This window comes from Aquirufa ecclesiirivi, from assembly GCF_011250515.1.
GTDB lineage: Bacteria > Bacteroidota > Bacteroidia > Cytophagales > Spirosomataceae > Aquirufa > Aquirufa ecclesiirivi.
Genome location: NZ_JAANOP010000001.1, coordinates 708,526 through 725,831, shown reverse-complemented (window position 1 = coordinate 725,831; position 17,306 = coordinate 708,526). Strand labels below are relative to the sequence as shown.

Annotated in this window: 17 protein-coding genes; 14 read left to right on the top strand and 3 right to left on the bottom strand. The window is 37.7% G+C overall.

What is annotated here, in order from left to right:
* The first annotated feature begins 18 nt into the window (after window positions 1–18).
* Genes rnpA through G9H65_RS03100 form a run of 4 tightly spaced genes read left to right on the top strand, consistent with a single transcriptional unit; the run spans window position 19 to window position 3,280 of the window.
* Window positions 19–423 (top strand): ribonuclease P protein component, encoded by a 405-nt coding sequence (gene rnpA / locus G9H65_RS03115; protein WP_166373864.1) that lies wholly within the window; start codon window positions 19–21, stop codon window positions 421–423.
* The gene (locus tag G9H65_RS03110; protein ID WP_166373863.1) at window positions 404–2,074 is read left to right on the top strand and encodes a S41 family peptidase; all 1,671 of its coding nucleotides are present in this window, start codon (window positions 404–406) and stop codon (window positions 2,072–2,074) included. The genes rnpA and G9H65_RS03110 overlap by 20 nt, the downstream gene beginning before the upstream one ends.
* Before the next feature lies 1 nt (window position 2,075).
* Window positions 2,076–2,771: a tRNA (adenosine(37)-N6)-threonylcarbamoyltransferase complex dimerization subunit type 1 TsaB gene (tsaB, locus tag G9H65_RS03105; RefSeq protein WP_166373862.1), complete on the top strand. Its 696-nt coding sequence runs from the start codon at window positions 2,076–2,078 to the stop codon at window positions 2,769–2,771.
* Window positions 2,771–3,280: a DUF2480 family protein gene (locus G9H65_RS03100; protein ID WP_166373861.1), complete on the top strand. Its 510-nt coding sequence runs from the start codon at window positions 2,771–2,773 to the stop codon at window positions 3,278–3,280. The genes tsaB and G9H65_RS03100 overlap by 1 nt, the downstream gene beginning before the upstream one ends.
* Before the next feature lie 114 nt (window positions 3,281–3,394).
* On the opposite strand, the gene G9H65_RS03095 is transcribed toward G9H65_RS03100, so the two are convergent.
* Entirely contained in the window at window positions 3,395–6,688 is a 3,294-nt protein-coding gene (locus G9H65_RS03095) for a hypothetical protein (RefSeq protein ID WP_166373860.1), read from the bottom strand.
* Between the two features lie 131 nt (window positions 6,689–6,819).
* Here G9H65_RS03095 and G9H65_RS03090 point away from each other — a divergent pair, with 131 nt between their 5' ends.
* Window positions 6,820–7,710 (top strand): fructosamine kinase family protein, encoded by an 891-nt coding sequence (locus G9H65_RS03090; protein WP_166373859.1) that lies wholly within the window; start codon window positions 6,820–6,822, stop codon window positions 7,708–7,710.
* Here the strand turns inward: G9H65_RS03090 and G9H65_RS03085 are convergent.
* A complete protein-coding gene (locus tag G9H65_RS03085) occupies window positions 7,707–9,023 on the bottom strand; it encodes a 4-hydroxy-3-methylbut-2-enyl diphosphate reductase (RefSeq protein WP_166373858.1) in 1,317 nt (438 codons plus the stop codon). The genes G9H65_RS03090 and G9H65_RS03085 overlap by 4 nt on opposite strands.
* 209 nt (window positions 9,024–9,232) lie before the next feature.
* Here G9H65_RS03085 and G9H65_RS03080 point away from each other — a divergent pair, with 209 nt between their 5' ends.
* The 5 genes from G9H65_RS03080 to G9H65_RS03060 are packed head-to-tail and all read left to right on the top strand — an operon-like array spanning window position 9,233 to window position 11,935.
* Window positions 9,233–9,847: a hypothetical protein gene (locus tag G9H65_RS03080; protein WP_166373857.1), complete on the top strand. Its 615-nt coding sequence runs from the start codon at window positions 9,233–9,235 to the stop codon at window positions 9,845–9,847.
* A 16-nt stretch (window positions 9,848–9,863) separates the two neighbouring features.
* A complete protein-coding gene (locus G9H65_RS03075; protein WP_166373856.1) occupies window positions 9,864–10,229 on the top strand; it encodes a hypothetical protein in 366 nt (121 codons plus the stop codon).
* Between the two features lie 4 nt (window positions 10,230–10,233).
* The gene (locus tag G9H65_RS03070; RefSeq protein ID WP_166373855.1) at window positions 10,234–10,995 is read left to right on the top strand and encodes an exodeoxyribonuclease III; all 762 of its coding nucleotides are present in this window, start codon (window positions 10,234–10,236) and stop codon (window positions 10,993–10,995) included.
* 5 nt (window positions 10,996–11,000) lie between these two features.
* Complete coding sequence (locus G9H65_RS03065) at window positions 11,001–11,303, top strand: (2Fe-2S) ferredoxin domain-containing protein (protein ID WP_166373854.1); 303 nt, start codon at window positions 11,001–11,003, stop codon at window positions 11,301–11,303.
* 8 nt (window positions 11,304–11,311) lie between these two features.
* Complete coding sequence (locus tag G9H65_RS03060) at window positions 11,312–11,935, top strand: hypothetical protein (protein WP_166373853.1); 624 nt, start codon at window positions 11,312–11,314, stop codon at window positions 11,933–11,935.
* Here G9H65_RS03060 and G9H65_RS03055 read toward each other — a convergent pair.
* The gene (locus G9H65_RS03055) at window positions 11,914–12,621 is read right to left on the bottom strand and encodes a YjjG family noncanonical pyrimidine nucleotidase (protein ID WP_166373852.1); all 708 of its coding nucleotides are present in this window, start codon (window positions 12,619–12,621) and stop codon (window positions 11,914–11,916) included. The genes G9H65_RS03060 and G9H65_RS03055 overlap by 22 nt on opposite strands.
* A gap of 53 nt (window positions 12,622–12,674) precedes the next feature.
* Between G9H65_RS03055 and G9H65_RS03050 the strand changes: the two genes are divergently transcribed.
* The 4 genes from G9H65_RS03050 to G9H65_RS03035 all read left to right on the top strand — a co-directional run bounded on the left by G9H65_RS03050 (window position 12,675) and on the right by G9H65_RS03035 (window position 17,301).
* The gene (locus tag G9H65_RS03050) at window positions 12,675–13,484 is read left to right on the top strand and encodes a 3'-5' exonuclease (RefSeq protein ID WP_166373851.1); all 810 of its coding nucleotides are present in this window, start codon (window positions 12,675–12,677) and stop codon (window positions 13,482–13,484) included.
* 105 nt (window positions 13,485–13,589) lie between these two features.
* Window positions 13,590–13,919 (top strand): NADH-quinone oxidoreductase subunit NuoK, encoded by a 330-nt coding sequence (nuoK, locus tag G9H65_RS03045; protein WP_109324234.1) that lies wholly within the window; start codon window positions 13,590–13,592, stop codon window positions 13,917–13,919.
* Window positions 13,920–13,949: 30 nt separating this feature from the next.
* Window positions 13,950–15,830, top strand: a complete 1,881-nt coding sequence (nuoL, locus tag G9H65_RS03040) for an NADH-quinone oxidoreductase subunit L (protein WP_166373850.1) — start codon at window positions 13,950–13,952, stop codon at window positions 15,828–15,830.
* 22 nt (window positions 15,831–15,852) lie between these two features.
* The gene (locus G9H65_RS03035; protein WP_166373849.1) at window positions 15,853–17,301 is read left to right on the top strand and encodes a complex I subunit 4 family protein; all 1,449 of its coding nucleotides are present in this window, start codon (window positions 15,853–15,855) and stop codon (window positions 17,299–17,301) included.
* The last annotated feature ends 5 nt before the right edge of the window (window positions 17,302–17,306 follow it).

Sequence of the window (17,306 nt, the reverse complement as noted above, 5' to 3'; positions counted from 1 at the left end):
TACAACAAGTTTCATGCCGTGAAGTTTACTTTTCAAAAATCCGAGCGACTTACGCAAGTCAAAATCATAGATTCACTATTCCAAAAGGATAGTCAGATCGTAGCACAACGGTTTGTCTATCCTTTTCGAGTTTTATATCAATTTGGCCCTCAGCCTTTAGAATTTCCACAAATTCTTATTTCCGTCCCAAAGCGTAAGTTCAAAAAAGCGGTCGATAGGAACCTCATCAAAAGAAGAATCCGAGAAGCTTATCGCTTGAACAAGGCCTTTCACCTAGGAGAAGGGAAAGAGAAATTACCAGATTTTCTGGCTTTTGTTTATATTGCTTCTACAATTGAGCCTTTTGATCGGATCAATAAGAAAATGCAGCTAGTCTTGCAAGAATTTAGCAATACCCAAAAAGATGCCACAAAAAACTCCTAAGTCCATCAAAAATTGGCTCATCGCCGCCCTTTCAGGTATTAGTTTCGTATGCGTCTTAGCATTAAACTCCCCAGGAGATCGTTTCTTTGAAATTGCCAAGAACCTAGATATTTACGCTTCCGTTTTTAAGGAATTGAATAAGTTTTACGTAGATGAAGTGAACCCTAATCAGGCGGTAAAGACTTCTATAGATGCTTTATTAAAAAGTTTTGACCCTTATACTGTCTTTTATCCAGAAGATGAATTAGAGGATTTTTTAACCATGACCACTGGAAAATACCAAGGAATTGGTATCATTTTGGCGGAAATCAATCAAACGTTTCGGATTTCTTTTATTGAAGAAAATAGTCCTGCCTTAAAAGCAGGGTTGGGCATTGGAGATCAAATTATTGCAGTCAATGGCATCGCACTTTCCGATAAACCTGAAGCTGATCCATCTAAACTACTAAGAGGACAATCTGGAACTAAAATTTTGGTCAAAGTCTTAAAAAATGGCCAAACCACACCACAAGAAATAAGCATCAATCGAGAGACCGTTCAAATTAAAAATGTGGTGTATTCTGGTATTATTCAACCAGGAGTAGGTTATATTTTATTAGAAGATTTTAATGCTTCCGCGGCCAAAGAATTAAAAAATGCTTTGCAAAGCTTGAAACAGGCAGGCATGAAAAAATTAATTTTGGACTTGAGGGAAAACCCAGGGGGGCTTCTGACTCAGGCGGTTGATATTTGTAATTTATTCCTACCCAAAGACTCGGAAGTAGTTTCTACTCGCGGAAAGGTGGAAGAATGGAATAAAACCTATAATGCGCTAAATCCCAGCACGGAACCTGAATTACCCTTAATTATATTGATCAATAATCATTCAGCTTCTGCATCGGAAATCGTGGCTGGTGTAATGCAAGATTATGACCGCGCTGTTTTAATTGGTCAAAAAAGCTTTGGAAAAGGACTCGTTCAAGTTACTCGAGATTTACCTTTCCGCACTAAAATGAAGATCACTACAGCTAAATATTACATTCCAAGCGGTCGTTGTATTCAAGCAATCGATTATCAACATCGAAATCCTGATGGTAGTGCGGTTGCCTTAAAAGATTCAAATAGTAAAACATTTTACACTAAAAATCATCGTAAAGTAGTCGATGGAGGAGGAATTACCCCAGATATCTCGGTAGAAAAATTAAGCACATCCCCATTCACAAATGCCCTTCAAAAGCAGCATATGATTTTTCTCTATGCTTGTTATTTTAGAAGTAAACATCCAAGTATTTCACCTGCGAAAGATTTCAGTTTAAGTCCAGCTGAATATCAGGCCTTTTGTACTTGGTTGAAAAATCAAAATTTCAAATTTGAAAGTCAAATTGAGCGACAATTCCACATAATCAGTGAGCTGGCCAAAAAGGATAAATCCTACGCTAGCATGGAACCTGCTCTTCAGAATTTCAGAAAGGAATGGGCATCCAATTTGGATCGAGAATTAACTGCTTATCAGTCAGACATCATTACTTTATTGGAACAGGAGATTGTACAACATTATTACCTTCAAAAAGGAATGAATGAATGGTCATTTTCAAAGGACCCTTCCATTCGTGAGGCTATAAAATTATTTGAACAGAATACTCGTTTTCAATCGATTTTGGCAGGAAAATAACATGAATTTGATTCTTAGTATAGAAACTTCTACCCCAACTTGCTCCGTCGCGATACATCAAAACGGAGAATTAATTGCTCAAAAATTAATTGTCGAAGATGGGGGCCATTCAAAACAAGTCACAGTTTTAATCGATTCTCTATTACAAGAAAATGGATTTAACTTATCTCAAATAGAAGCTATCGCCGTTTCCATGGGACCAGGCTCATATACTGGACTACGAATTGGTTTAGCCACAGCAAAAGGATTATGTTTTGGATTGGACATTCCTTTAATAGCACTACCTACTTTAAAAATATTAGCCCAAGGTTTTCGACAAAGCCAACAAGAATTTTCTCAGGTCCGACTCCTTCCTATGTTAGATGCCCGAAGAATGGAAGTTTATGCGGCATGTTATGAATTAGAAGATTTGCGAGAGATACAAGCATCAAAAGCTATCATTTTAGATGAAAATTCCTTTTCTGAATTACGAGGAACAACATTGCTCGCCTTTGGCAATGGTGCTGAGAAATGGCAAAGCACTTGCCGGCATCCTGATATTCAATTTGTTAATAATCCTTTATTTCCTGAAGCTCAATTCATGGGTGCTTTAGCCTATGATGAATATTTGAACAAAAACTTCCAAGATTTGGTTAGCTTAGAACCGGATTATTTGAAAGAATTCATGGGAACTCAGCCTAAAAATAAAGCATTGTAATGGAAGAAGAAATCATCAATCGAGTAAAACAAAGTGGTTTAATTCAATTGGATCTGGAAGAAATGCGAATCCCAGGGGAGCGAATCTTTTTGGACATTAAACCCCAGTTATTCATGGAACTAGTTTTGAAAGAAAAAGACTTTCGAAATTTCATTTCAGAACATGATTGGGCAAATTATCAAGATAAGCATGTAGCGGTGGGTTGTAGCAATGATGCGATCATACCAACTTGGGCTTTTATGCTTTTAAGTATTCAATTAAGTCCATATGCAAAAACGATAGTTTTCGGAACCTTGGATGATTTGGAAAAAACATTGTTCAAACAAAGTATCGATGAATTGGACATTCAAGAGCTTGTTGGTGCCAGAGTGGTGATAAAAGGTTGTTCGAAAGAATCGGTCCCGACCGATGCCTATGTGCAAGTTGCACAAAAACTTCAGCCAATAGTTAAAAGCTTGTTCTTTGGTGAGCCTTGTAGTACCGTTCCTTTATTTAAGAGGAAATCATAAAAAAGCCTTCTTCTTTCCTGACTTTTAATATCAACTTGTTGGACAATAAGTATAAAATTTCATTCGTTTTGACAACGCTGTCAAGGTTTGGAACCTTGCCAGCGTTAGGAAATTTTATTTCAATTTTTGCTTAATCTTATCCATATACTGCATCACTTTTTGTTGATAATAAGGTAAAAGGTCTACTGGAACATTTTGTAATAAATCTCGATTCTCTTTTTGTCTTTTAAGGAAAGGAGCTAAGTTGGGTGGAGGGTTTTCTTTCCATTTTTGCAAGGCCGTTTTTGATTCCCTTTTCGGATCTTCACCCTGTTCTTTTAAGGCCTTTTCCGCTTCCATCAATCTAGGCAACATTTGTTCCTGGCGCTGCTGCAACGAATTATTCAAACGCTTATTCACAATGTCCGACTCATTTTTATCCATATCTTTAATTAAGTCTGATAAGGATTTCTGTAAACCTTGACTACCAGGTTGGCCTTGCAACTCATTCATTTTTTGCTCCATTTCCTGACGAATCTGCGCTTGCTCCTCTGCCAATTTTATCAATTCTTCATTGGTAATCATCATAGGCTGGGACCCCATTTTCCTGGCTTTTTGATTCAATTGCTGCTGCCTTTTCCCCCAATTCCCTTTTGCGTTTCCTTTCGAATTGCCTTTCTTACCAGATTTAGCCTGTGCTGCTTGATCCTGCACTTGACGTAATAAATCCGACAACAATACGGCCAATTGGTTCGTCGCAGCCATAGCTTCTTGTTGTCTTACTGGTACAATATCCCATTTACGCTCCTTCATCATACGAGAAGCTTCCTGCATTCTTTGCTTCATATTGGCCGTTTCCTTGGTGATAGTCTGGGACAAGGGCATCAACTTTTTCCCTAATGAAATCAAACTATCTTCCAAAATAGTAGCCATCTCACCCAACTTATTTTGTTCTTGAGCGATTTGACGAACGGCCACATCTCCTGCAGGAATCTTTTTATACGCTTTCATAATGCGTTCTTGATCAAAAGACAATTGCAACAAATCTTCCATCAACAAGCGTAGTTGAGCTAAATTCAGGGCCACTTCCGTAGATTCCTGTTGCTCCTGCTGCTCTTCCAATTTTTTAGCCAATTTCTTCATTTTTTCAGCAGCTTTCTTTTGATTGGTTTCGGCTTGTTTCGACTGCTTATTTTGTAAATTTTCTTGGGCATTATCCAAATTCTCCTCCATCTCCTCTTGCAATTTCTCTTCCTTATCCAAATCCTGCTCACCTGGTATCTCCTTTTTCTCTTGAGCAATCTCATCCAACTTTTTCCTTTCCTCTTCCACTTCCTTGTTTAGGGCTTCTTGTTGCTTAGCTAACTCTTGTTCATTTTTCCCGTTGTTCTTTTCACTCAACTCCTCTTGCTTTTTGGCCAATTCTTTCCAGCGAGAAATGGATTCATCCAGCATTTTTTCAACTTTCAACTCCTGATAAAACTGCTGTAATCTCTCCAATTCCCGCTCCATGTTCTTCCCTTGATTCCGCATTTGATCCAAGTGTTTTTGCCATAAAGTGGCCGACTCCTTTTCCCAATTTTTCAACAGCGCATCGCGTCGTTTCTCCATGTCAGGATCCCAAAGCTGAGAAATCATTTTCTGCAAGTTTTCCATCTTCTTCATCCAAGTTGGGTCCATTTGCTGAAAGCTCATTTGCTGACCCATCCATTGTTCTTGCATCTTTTTAAGCTCCTCAATCGTCTTTTTCAGTGCCGTTTCTTTATCCAATACTTCTTGTAAAGCTTTCAAATCCACTTCCTTCCCAAGCTGAACTCGCTTGGTTAGTTCGTTGATCTCTTGCTTCATATCTTGGGCCTTTTGAAGAGAATTTAAGACTTGTTTTTCAGCCTGATCTGCTTGCTGATCCATTTTCTTTTCCAAACGCTTTATCTCAGGATATTCCCAAATTTGCATACTTGTCTGTGTCCATTTTGGACCGTGCAAGCCATCTTGATCGGAAACCTCCACTCGATAATGAATTTGATCTCCCGGATGTAATGCCAATGAATCAACGCGCCAGATATACTCCACTTCCATGCGCTTTGTTCCAGCCTGAATTGGAATTGCCTGGGTTTTTTTGATTGAAAATCCTTTGGCATCTTTCCGCTTAATTTGATAGGATAAGCGCATTTGACCTAAAGCATAATCATCTTCAATCAAAGCATTTAACACCCTAAAACGGTAATAAAGCGTATCCTCCAACCACTGGGTTTGCAAACTTGGTTTTTGGTCCAAAATGACCTCAATAGGTTGTATGACACTTTTTTGAATAGGCATCTGCGCATTTTGTGCAATAACTTGATACGTACTATTTTGACTGATTATACGTGTCAAAAGATATTTCGTTTTTAAGAAATTGGGGCTTGCCCAATCAACCGATGATTTTTGTTGAAACTGAATACCTAATTTTTCCGCACTAGAAGTAGTCATTTCCCAATGAACGGTAGTTCCTTCAGGAACTTTTAAGGGAATCGCTTGATGTATCGTCTCGCTAGGCTTTTTTAAATAGCTTGGATAAATCAGCTTCATCGTCATTTCTTTTAAACCTGGCCTGCGCACTAGGGGTAAAAGCTGCGGTTCAGAAAAATATCCACCTGCCTCAAATTGCAGCCATTTCTCCGATTGAATCGCTGGAATTAATCCCCTAAACTGATTTGCCTTTTCTGTAGGACTTAAAGGGATTCGCTCCCCATCCCAAAGTAAAGTCACTTCGCTTGGTAAATTTTTACCCCTTAGCTCCATTAAAAATTCGGTGTTTTCGCCTGCAACAGCTTGGAAGGGTTTATTTAAAACCACAAATTCAAAAGGTAAATCCTTGGGGTAATGAAATGAATAATTCCAAATTCGTAAACTCGGCTTACGGAAAAGATTTGGGAAGGTCAATTGGCCGATTCCCAATAAAGCAAAAAGTGCTAGGAACAATAAAAAGGGTTTCTTTAATTCCCTTATCTGAACAAAATCCTCCCAATGATACTGCTTCAAAAAGGATTGTTTTTCTTCAATGGCAGCCTGCCACAGTTCTAATGAATTATCAGGTACTTGATTTTGTAATTGAAGTACATTAATTAACGCATCTGCATGTTCAGAGGGCAAATATTTACCCAAACTAATGGCCAGTCTATAATAATCTTCTTGATTCAAAGGACGCATTAAATCCCAGATGGGTCTTCGAACAAATAATATCAGAATTCCTATTGAACTTATAAAAAATGCGTATAAAAATATTCCTCGAATGGCTGATGAAAACCAAGCTAGGTATTCCAATAAAATCAAGAAAAATGCTACACTTAAAATCCAAATAGCAGCAAGTATCAAGGATTTCCACAACTCTTTCCGAGAAAGTTGTCGATGGTAGTTTCGTAATTGGTTTTGAAGCGGATTGTACACGGGTTTTGCTAATCAGAACAAGTCAGAACTTGAAAATACGAATTTTCAAACGCATACCATTCATGATAGGTACAAAATAAAATTGCCCATGAGTTTCTATTTTGGTATTTTTGAAGAATATTGACTCCAGCATGTCCCAACAATCACAAGAACAGTATCAATTTATTGAAAGTATACTCCGCCAAAATTTAGGCGAAATTGGCACTATTGAGGACTTTCAATTTTTTTATGGAGGAAATTTTAATTTAGCTGTACGTGTTAAGCTAGCACAAGGAGAATATTTCATCAAATGGAATCAAGGTGATCACCTAGGCTTGTTCCAAGCAGAATCAAAAAATTTGGCTTTGATAGCCTCCACCAACACCATTCCTGTTCCACAGGTATTGGGTGTAGGGCAATTGGATGAAAAAGAATACTTGGTGATGGAGTGTATTCCATCTGCTGAAAAAAAAGAAAGCTACTGGAGTGATTTTGGTATAAAACTGGCCCATTTACATCAAACGACAACTTCTCAAGGACATGGATTAGACTATGACAATTTCATTGGTGCAGCGAAACAAGTTAATACTTGGAACTCACAAGGAGTGGATTTTTTCATTCAAAACCGATTAAAATATCAAGTCGATACCGCTTTATATCATAGAAAAATTGATGGTGCAACGAATGAAACTTTTGAAAAGTTATATGATAAAATTCCTTCCATTATCCCCAACGAACAACCTGCTCTAATTCACGGAGATTTATGGTCGGGAAATGCCATGGTCAATCAACATGGTTTAGTCAGCTTGGTGGATCCTTCCTGTTATTTTGGTTTGAGAGAAGCGGAAATAGCTTTCACCACCATGTTTGGAGGCTTTGAAAAGGAATTCTATGAAGCTTACCATGAAGCTTTCCCTATTTTAAAAGGATTCCATGAGCGAATTCCTCTATACAATTTATACCCTTTATTGGTACATGTAAACTTATTTGGCGAGGGCTATCTTCCAGCTGTCAATAAGATTCTTGATTCGTATTTGAATTAGTTCTGAGCTAAGCTCCAATTTTCAACCACCTCATTTACATCCTTTGATTCGGGGAAAAAGGAAACCAATTTTCGAAGTATTTCTTCAATGACAGCATCAGGGCAGGAGGCTCCACAAGTGAGTAGAACGCGAACTTTGGCCTTTTGAGGAATATACCCATGGATTAAAACTTCTTCTTTATTTTTATTATCAAAATGAAGAATCTCCTTTTCTGAAATCAGTTTTTCAGCTGATTTTATGAAATAAGAAGGCAGTTTTTCCTGACATAAATCTACTAAATGTGATGTATTGGAGGAATTATACCCCCCAGCAATGATGGCAAAATCTGCCTCCTCGGCTATTAAACCATAGGTGGCACTTTGATTATCGTTGGTTGCATAGCATAAAGTATCACGAGTATCAGCAAAATGGGAAGTTATTTGATGTGGCTCCAATTGATAAAATTGAACAATTTCAGCTTTCAAATATTCCACTATTTCTTGGGTATCAATCGCCAACATCGTCGTTTGATTCACCACGCCAATTCTTTGTAAATCCTTATCTGGGTCAAAACCTTGTGAGTATTGTCCCTCAAATTCCTCATAAAACTCTTGAGACGATTTTTCCTTTCGAATGTAGTAGGCCAAGCGTTTTGCTTGTTCTAAGTCTTTCACGATCAAGGTTGGTGTAACTACTTGAGAATGGGAAAAAGTAGCCTTGGTTTCCTCATGACTAGGTTTTCCATGTACCACTACGGTATATTTATTTTGACCTATTTGATTGGCTCGATTCCAAACTTTTTCTACAAAAGGACAAGTTGTATCATAGGCATATAAATCAATACCGATTTTATCTAAAATGGCATGAACTTCTAGCGTTGTTCCAAAGGCCGGAATGATCACAATATCTTCTTTAGTCAAGGTATCCCAAGCTACCAATTGATTACCATAGGTATCCTGAACAAACTTCACTCCTAAATCCAACAAATCGGCATTGACAGCTGGATTATGAATCATTTCAGAAAGTAAAAATATGCGTTTTTGAGGATTGTCTTCTATGATTTTATAGGCCGTTTCCACGGCATTTTCCACTCCATAACAAAAACCAAAATGCCGTGAAAGTAATATTTCTACCGAGCCAAAATCAAAAACAGAAGGCTTGAAATTCTTTTTGAGCTTATCGCTTAATCGGCGAACTTCCTTGACTCGACTAATCAAATCGCTTTTAAATAAAGAAGGAATAGAAAAAGATTTCATTTTTTTAAAATTTCTTTTTTCAGTTCTACCATTGGCGAACCGATACTTTAGAATAGTTTGACCGATATCCTCTTTCATTTACACAACCTTAATAACTAATAAATTGATTAACAGTTTTCAAATTTACCAATTGATTTACAATTCCATTCACTATAAAAAAAATAACCACTTAATAAATCACACATTAAATAATTGACTAAATCTTGGCAAATCAGTATAGTTATAATATTTTTGTAGCTGATTTTCTTCTCAACATTCCGGTTTCTACCTGTTAAGCCAAAAAAAGTATGAACAAATCTACTTCATCGAAAGTCCGATTTTGGCAGAAAATTGATAAAAACCCCATTGGTGTTTTCTTCATTTCCTTTGTAAAATACCCCATTAATATCCTGTATGCGGGTTTAGGAATCATTGTATTTATGTTTAGTTATCAATCTTCATTTTCCGAAAAACCTATTGAGCCTGGCTTTTTTGCCGGAAAAATTGTTTTTGATGATGAAAATTATCACCGCATAGAAACCAAGAATATTGAGGCTCAAGTAAAAAATGAAATGGGTAATCCCGTCCTAACACTGACTTGTACTCAAGAAAAAAACCTAGAATCGGTTTATTTAAAGATCTACAAGGTTAAGGGGCCAGGCACTTATTTTATACCAGGAGATGGAGAAATCTCCAATATTGGAAATTTGATTAAAAACCTGGATAATTACCAGGATAAAAATAATTTCTTTGAATCTAGCTTGCCTAACAATGAAGGGGTTAAGAATGGCGTGGGTCGTGTCAATATCACAAAAATAACGTCGAATTTCGTTGAAGGTGAATTAATCTTAATCGCCAATAACCCAAAAGGTCAGCAAGCTGTGCTTGAATCTGCCAAATTCAAAGTAGCTTTGCAGAATTAAATGTTTCTGCTTACCCATGGATTTTGAACCTAGCATCGTTTCATCTGAATGGAATCAAGTTCTTGATTTCCTTGAAAATCAATTTAATAAAAGACCTGCTGATGTTGACTCCGTTTTGTTTTTGATCGGAGTTCAAGAATTGGGAAAAGGTCACGCGACATTTACTAAGGAGCAAAAACAAGATTTAATGCACATTGCTACCTGTAAAGTATTGAGCTTCAGCGGATTTTACACCTTGGAGGGTTTAGATGCAGAAGGGTGGCCACATTGGAATTTAGTACAGGCGGTACCACAAATGCCCCTTAAAGAACAGGAAATTCTCATAAAAGCCCACATCATTCAGTACTTCAAATCAGAAGTATTTAATCCAGAACAAGCTTAAGCTCATGAAAATTATTTCGTACAATGTTAACGGTATTAGAGCCGCTATTCAAAAAGGATTTATTGATTGGCTGAAAGAAGAAAATCCAGATGTGCTTTGCTTGCAAGAATTGAAAGCTGACATTGAGCAAGTGGATATTTCTACCATTGAGGCATTAGGCTATCAAATCTATTGGCACTCAGCCCAAAAGAAAGGGTATTCTGGAGTAGCCATTTTTTCAAAAGTTTCGCCAAAGTCCGTCACGATTGGATGTGGGATTGAAAAATACGACGCAGAAGGACGCGTCATCCGAGCTGATTTTGAGGATTTTTCCGTGATGAGTGTGTACATGCCTTCTGGGTCAAGCGGAGATGAAAGACAAGGTTTCAAAATGATTTGGCTAGCTGATTTCTACCAATACATTGATCAATTAAAAAAAGAAATTCCTCATTTAATTATTTCCGGGGATTACAATATTTGTCATAAAGCTATCGACATTCACAATCCTAAATCCAATGCAAATAGTTCTGGGTTTTTACCTGAGGAAAGGGAATGGATGGAAAATTTTATTAATTCGGGATTTGTGGATTCTTTCCGACATATCAATGCTGAACCTCATCATTACAGTTGGTGGAGTTACCGAGCCGGTGCTAGAGGGAAAAATTTAGGTTGGCGCATTGATTATCATTTGGTTAGCGATTCCTTACGTGAACGAATTTCCCATGCCCAAATTTTACCCGAAGTTAAACATTCAGACCACTGCCCAGTGGTTTTACATTTAAACTAATTCCAATGCATTACGAAAAACACGTATTTATTTGTACCAACGATAAGCCTGCGCCAAAAAAATGTTGCGGATCTGAACATGGAATGGCTTTAGTCGAAGCATTCAAAGCCCAATGGGCAGAAACAGGTAGTGATCAAAAAATTAGGATTCAAAAAGCAGGTTGTTTAGATTTCTGTGGAAAAGGACCCACCATGGTGGTATATCCAGAAGGTGTATTTTACGGCAATGTTCAGTTAGAAGATGTCGCTGAAATTACAGAAAAGCACTTAATTGGAAACGAGATTGTATCTCGACTTGAAATTGGATAAATTGCAACATGCTGTATCGTTTATACCCTACCCTACTCAATTCTTACGCTTTATATCTTAATCAATCACGCGATGGAAGTGGCAAGATTATTGTCGATGAAATTGAAATGATTGAGCGCATTAATCGGGTTAAAAAACCGACTACGGTAGCACAAAAAAAGGGTGTGGATTTTGAACGTGCTGTTACTCTAGGTGAAGGGGAAGAATTATTCCAAGAAGGGGTCATTGATAAAGCACGAGAATTATTACCGAATAAGTATAAAACTCAGTTTTATGTGGAATCCCGCTATAAAAATGCCATGATTTATGGTTATGTGGACGGTGTGGGAGACAAAACAGCTTTTGATTTAAAAAGCACCTCTTTTTATGAACCTGGCCGTTTCGTTAAAAACCACCAAAACCTTTATTTACTTGGTCTTCAGAAATACGGTATTGAGCAATTGGATTATGTGATTACGGATTTTAACGACGTATATGTAGAATCCTACCACTTGCAATCTGTGGATTTCAATCCTTTATACCAGCAAATTGAGAGTTTCATTTCTTTTTTGGAAGAAAATAAAAAATTCATTCGGGATAAAAAGATATTTGACCGCAAGGCAAATGATAATCAATTATCCTTATTTGAATAAATTTCCAAGTGATTTTTCACATGTTTCAAGTCCGATATTTGCCAAATGGCCTCTGAAGCATCCGACAAATTATAATGTATAGCTGGGATTCCTGCTTGATTCGCTCCATGAATATCCGCATGCCAATTATCCCCAACCATCAAGGCTTCATGTGCTTGGCAATTTGCACGTTGGAGGGCATGTTCAAAAAAGGCTAATTCAGGTTTTTTTGCCCCGACACCTTGCGAAGTGATCAATTCCTTAAAATGATGACCTAGTCCTGAAGAGGTCACTTTTATATGCTGTATATCCTCAAAGCCATTGGTTAAAATATAGAGAGGGTAGTGTGGTGAAAGAGCTTCTAACAATTCTTGGGCTCCTTCCATCAAATGGGTTTTACGAGGTGTTCTGAAAAGAAATTGTTCTGAGAATGTATCGGCAGGCCCTTGTACTTGAATGGCTTGAAAAAAACGCAAAAAACGCGATTCGCGCAATTCATTTTGTGATATTAAACCCATTTGATAATCATCCCATAAAGCGGTATTGATTTGTTGATAAGTCTCCCAAATAGAGGAGACCGGTAGTGGACTTTGTTTGTCTAAGCCAAATTCTTCCACCAACTCTATAATAACTTCTTGAGAATTGCGGTCATGGTCCCATAAGGTATGGTCCCAATCAAAAAAAATGGCTTTAGGCTGAAATATCATCCAACAAAGGTAATAATCATTTACCTTTGCGAAGCCTTTATGAGCAATATACTATGGAGCATCAACTGAAATTAACCAAACCGCTTGCCTTCTTTGATTTAGAAACAACCGGAATACAGGTACAAAAAGATAGAATCGTGGAGATTTCCATAGCTAAGGCAAATATTGATGGCACGGTTGATATTAAAACCCGTCGGGTAAACCCCGGGATTCCTATTCCGCTAGAAGCATCTTTAGTTCATGGTATTTATGACGAAGACGTGAAGGATGAGCCCAATTTCAAACAGATTGCTAAGTCCATGGCCTCTTTTTTAGAAGGATGTGACTTGGCTGGATTCAACTCGAACCGCTTTGATGTACCGATGTTGGTGGAGGAGTTCCTTCGAAGTGATGTTGATTTCGATACAAAAAACAGACGTTTGGTGGATGCTCAACGGATATTCCACATGATGGAGCCCCGTAATTTAACTGCGGCATACAAGTTTTATTGCCAAAAAGACCTGATTGGTGCTCACGGTGCTGAAGCAGATGTGTTAGCAACGTTGGAAGTTTTAAATGCCCAAGTAAAGCACTATGAAAAAACTGCTATGAAGGATACGGAAGGAAACGAATATTTCCCTATTCAGAATGATGTGGCTGTTTTACATCAATTAAGTGCTTCCAATTCCATTGATTTTGCTAATCGAATGGTGTACAATAAAGACCAAGTGGCGGTATTCAATTTTGGCAAACACATTGGTAGGCCAATCGCTGAAGTGTTAAAATCAGATCCATCCTATTACGATTGGATGATGAAAGGGGATTTTCCGATGGACACTAAACGGAAATTGACTGAAATTAAATTAAAAGGATTTCAGCGTTAGACACCTAGATAATTTCTATTTTGTCAGTTTATTTCCTATTTTTGCCCCGCATAAAAGCATTCGTTTGAATAGGCAATTTGTTTATTTGACTCTTACATTTTTACCATGCAATCCATACCAGAAATAATTCGTACCATTCCATTGACCAATTACATCATGCTGAGCTCAGCATTGTTTTGTATTGGAATCTTGGGTGTGCTAACTCGCCGAAATGCCATCATTGTTTTTATGGCAATCGAATTGATGCTCAACGCGGTGAATTTATTGCTAGCGGCGTTTTCTTCGTATTATTCGGATCCATCGGGTCAAATATTTGTCTTTTTTATTATGGCCGTAGCTGCTGCCGAAGTGGCTGTGGGATTGGCGATTATCGTTATGATTTATCGTAACATTCAAAGCATCGATATTGGTGTGCTTAATAAGTTAAAAAATTAATTTCAGCACAATTTCATCGCATATTCGACTATGTCATTACTTCTATTAATTCCTCTTTTACCACTGATTGGTTTTGCCATCAATGGTTTGGCTTATCCGAAATTATCGAAATCAATCGCTGGAATCGTGGGAACCATCCCTCCTTTGGTAGCCTTTGTGATCTCCCTTCAACTATTTTTAAATTTTGACGGTCAGACACAAATCATTCAATTAGCGGATTGGATCAAAGTGGCAGATTTAAGCATTCCATTTGCTTTCCAGATCGACGCCCTATCCATCATGATGCTTTTGGTTATTACTGGAGTAGGCACCTTAATTCACTTGTATTCCATGGGTTACATGGCTCATGATGCAGGATTTGGCAAGTTCTTCTCCTTCTTAAACCTGTTTATCTTCTTTATGTTGATCTTGGTTTTAGGAGCTAACTTCACCGTCTTATTCATCGGATGGGAAGGGGTTGGTTTATGTTCATATTTATTAATCGGATTCTGGAATCAGAAAAACAGTTATGGGGATGCCGCCAGAAAGGCCTTCATCATGAACCGTATAGGTGATTTGGGTTTCTTAGTCGGTATCTTCTTATTAATTCAAGAATTTGGAACGACGGATTATCAAACGATTTTTTCAACGATTAAAGACGGCACAGAAGTAGGGAATATGGGTCTTATCGCATTCTGTCTATTCATTGGTGCCATGGGTAAATCTGCCCAAATACCTTTATTTACTTGGTTACCAGATGCCATGGCTGGTCCAACACCGGTTTCTGCATTGATACACGCTGCTACCATGGTTACGGCAGGTATTTACATGGTTATTCGTGCTAATGCCTTATTTGAATTAAGCCCAGAAGTTTTACATTTTGTCGGTTGGATTGGCTTAGCGACAGCTTTATTAGGTGCTGCCATTGGTCTTTTCCAAAATGACATCAAAAAAGTATTGGCCTATTCAACTGTTTCTCAATTGGGATATATGTTCATGGGTCTAGGAGCATCTGCTTACACTGCTTCATTTTTCCATGTAATGACTCACGCTTTTTTCAAAGCTTTGTTGTTCTTAGGAGCTGGATCGGTTATCCATGCGATGTCGGATGAACAAGACATTCGTAAAATGGGAGGATTAAAAAGTAAAATGCCCATTACCTATTTGACTTTCCTATTAGGTACTATTGCGATATCTGGTATTCCCCCTTTTGCTGGATTCTTTTCTAAGGATGAAATCTTAGCTGCATTATACCACCATGATTTTGCCATGTGGTGTTTAGCTATTTTAGGTTCGGCTTTGACTTCCTTTTACATGTTCCGCGTATTCATTCTAACTTTTTGGGGTGATTTTAGAGGAACAGAAAAGCAGGCTCATCATTTACATGAATCACCTTGGAGCATGACGATCCCTTTGATCATCTTAGCGGTATTCTCTGTAGGAGGAGGTTTCATTAATCTGCCTCATTTTGCAGGTGGTAATGAGTTCCTAGCGCATTGGTTAGCCCCTATCTTACCAGAGCCACACACCGCTGGAGAGGTTTCATTCTTCAGTTTAGAAATGGGCGCTCCTTTATTAGCGGCATTCCTACCCGCCATTTTTGCTATCTATTATTTCGGAATTCAAAAAGCGGTTCCTGGAAATGATGAGTCGATTCAAGGCATTCAAAAATTCATTTATCGTAAGTTCTATATTGATGAATTATACGATTTCGTATTTGTTCGTCCGATCCAAGTATTATCCACCTTCTTTGCGCAAGTGGTTGATTTCTTGGTGATTGACTTAATTGTGGAAGGTGTTGGAAAAACAGTTAAAACGGCTTCAGATGAAATTAGAAAAGCTCAAACTGGAAATGTAGGTTACTATATTTTTATGATGGTTGTATCTATAGCGCTTATCTTAGTTTTAACACTTCGTTCACGAATATTATAATTCATCTTTGAAATAATAAGGTATGTCATTACTATTTATACTCTTTTTCCCACTTGTTATAGGCGCCATTCTTTTGGTTGCAAAGCCTAAACAGGCGTTTGCGATCTCTTTGATAGCGTCCATCATTGAATTAGTTGCTACCCTATTGGTATTAAAAGATGCCGCTGCTGCTGAAAATGGTTTAGTATTCACCAAACCATGGATTGAAGAGGCAGGTATTTCATTTTCTCTTTGGGTAGATGGGGTAAATGGCATTCTAATAGCGCTATGTGCCTTGATGGTTCCCTTCATTGTGGCCACTACCGCTAATTCGGATAAAGCCAACAATTCCCAATACCAAGGTTTAATGCTCGCTATGCAAACAGCCTTAATGGGAGCATTTCTTGCTAAAGATGCCTTTTTATTCTACTTTTTCTTTGAAGCTTCTTTACTACCCATTTATTTCTTAGCAGCTATTTATGGAGGAGAAAACAAAAATGCGATTACGTTCAAATTCTTTGTTTATACCTTATTTGGTTCTTTATTCTTGTTGATTGGTTTAATTTATGTGTATTTAGTTACTCCAGGAAGTCATTCATCGGATATAGAAACCTTATACCAAACGGCAATCATGTTGCCAGAACATATTCAAGGGAATTTATTCTTAGCCTTTTTTATTGCTTTTGCTATCAAAATGCCCATATTCCCTTTCCACACTTGGCAGCCAGATACGTACACGGTAGCTCCAACCCAAGCTACGATGCTTCTTTCAGGGATTATGTTGAAAATGGGTACTTATGGACTAATCCGTTTGGTATTACCCATGTTCCCTTTAGGAATCATTACTTGGGGAAATACGGCGGTTATTTTATCGGTTATAGGAATCATTTACGGTTCTATTATTGCCATTCAACAAAAAGATGCAAAACGCTTATTAGCCTATTCATCTTTTGCGCACGTTGGATTGATGTCAGCAGGTATTCTAAGCCAGAGCTTAGAAGGTATCCAAGGAGCTTTATATCAAATGCTATCTCATGGTATCAATATAGTAGGCTTGTTCTTCATCATTGAAATCATAGAAAGAAGAACAAAATCGAGAGAAATAGCACAGCTAGGGGGTATTACTCAATACTCTTACGTGTTAACGGTAGCTTTTGTCATTTTAAGTTTAGGTTCAGTAGCCTTGCCTTTAACCAATGGATTCATCGGTGAGTTTTTACTATTAAAAAGTGTTTTTGACTATGACATGATTTTAGGTATAGTGGCAGGTATCACCATTATTTTAGGTGCTGTATATACTTTACGTCTGATTCAAAAAACAATGTTTGGCAACTTTTCACGTATCACTAAAGACTTTGAAGACTTAAGTGCAGCCGAGAAATGGGTATTAATTCCACTTTGCGCATTAGTTTTAGCGGGTGGTGTTTACCCTACATGGATTTTAAATTTCACTGAACCTGGTGTTCAGGCTTTGGTTTCTTTGTTAAAGTAGAAACC

Excerpts from the sequence above, each read along its gene's own strand:
- G9H65_RS03110 (WP_166373863.1), top strand. The coding sequence starts at position 404 with ATGCCACAAAAAACTCCTAAGTCCATCAAAAATTGGCTCATCGCCGCC.
- tsaB (WP_166373862.1), top strand. The coding sequence starts at position 2,076 with ATGAATTTGATTCTTAGTATAGAAACTTCTACCCCAACTTGCTCCGTC.
- G9H65_RS03100 (WP_166373861.1), top strand. The coding sequence starts at position 2,771 with ATGGAAGAAGAAATCATCAATCGAGTAAAACAAAGTGGTTTAATTCAA.
- G9H65_RS03090 (WP_166373859.1), top strand. The coding sequence starts at position 6,820 with ATGTCCCAACAATCACAAGAACAGTATCAATTTATTGAAAGTATACTC.
- G9H65_RS03085 (WP_166373858.1), bottom strand. The coding sequence starts at position 9,023 with ATGAAAGAGGATATCGGTCAAACTATTCTAAAGTATCGGTTCGCCAAT.
- G9H65_RS03080 (WP_166373857.1), top strand. The coding sequence starts at position 9,233 with ATGAACAAATCTACTTCATCGAAAGTCCGATTTTGGCAGAAAATTGAT.
- G9H65_RS03075 (WP_166373856.1), top strand. The coding sequence starts at position 9,864 with ATGGATTTTGAACCTAGCATCGTTTCATCTGAATGGAATCAAGTTCTT.
- G9H65_RS03070 (WP_166373855.1), top strand. The coding sequence starts at position 10,234 with ATGAAAATTATTTCGTACAATGTTAACGGTATTAGAGCCGCTATTCAA.
- G9H65_RS03065 (WP_166373854.1), top strand. The coding sequence starts at position 11,001 with ATGCATTACGAAAAACACGTATTTATTTGTACCAACGATAAGCCTGCG.
- G9H65_RS03060 (WP_166373853.1), top strand. The coding sequence starts at position 11,312 with ATGCTGTATCGTTTATACCCTACCCTACTCAATTCTTACGCTTTATAT.
- G9H65_RS03055 (WP_166373852.1), bottom strand. The coding sequence starts at position 12,621 with ATGATATTTCAGCCTAAAGCCATTTTTTTTGATTGGGACCATACCTTA.
- G9H65_RS03050 (WP_166373851.1), top strand. The coding sequence starts at position 12,675 with ATGGAGCATCAACTGAAATTAACCAAACCGCTTGCCTTCTTTGATTTA.
- nuoK (WP_109324234.1), top strand. The coding sequence starts at position 13,590 with ATGCAATCCATACCAGAAATAATTCGTACCATTCCATTGACCAATTAC.
- nuoL (WP_166373850.1), top strand. The coding sequence starts at position 13,950 with ATGTCATTACTTCTATTAATTCCTCTTTTACCACTGATTGGTTTTGCC.
- G9H65_RS03035 (WP_166373849.1), top strand. The coding sequence starts at position 15,853 with ATGTCATTACTATTTATACTCTTTTTCCCACTTGTTATAGGCGCCATT.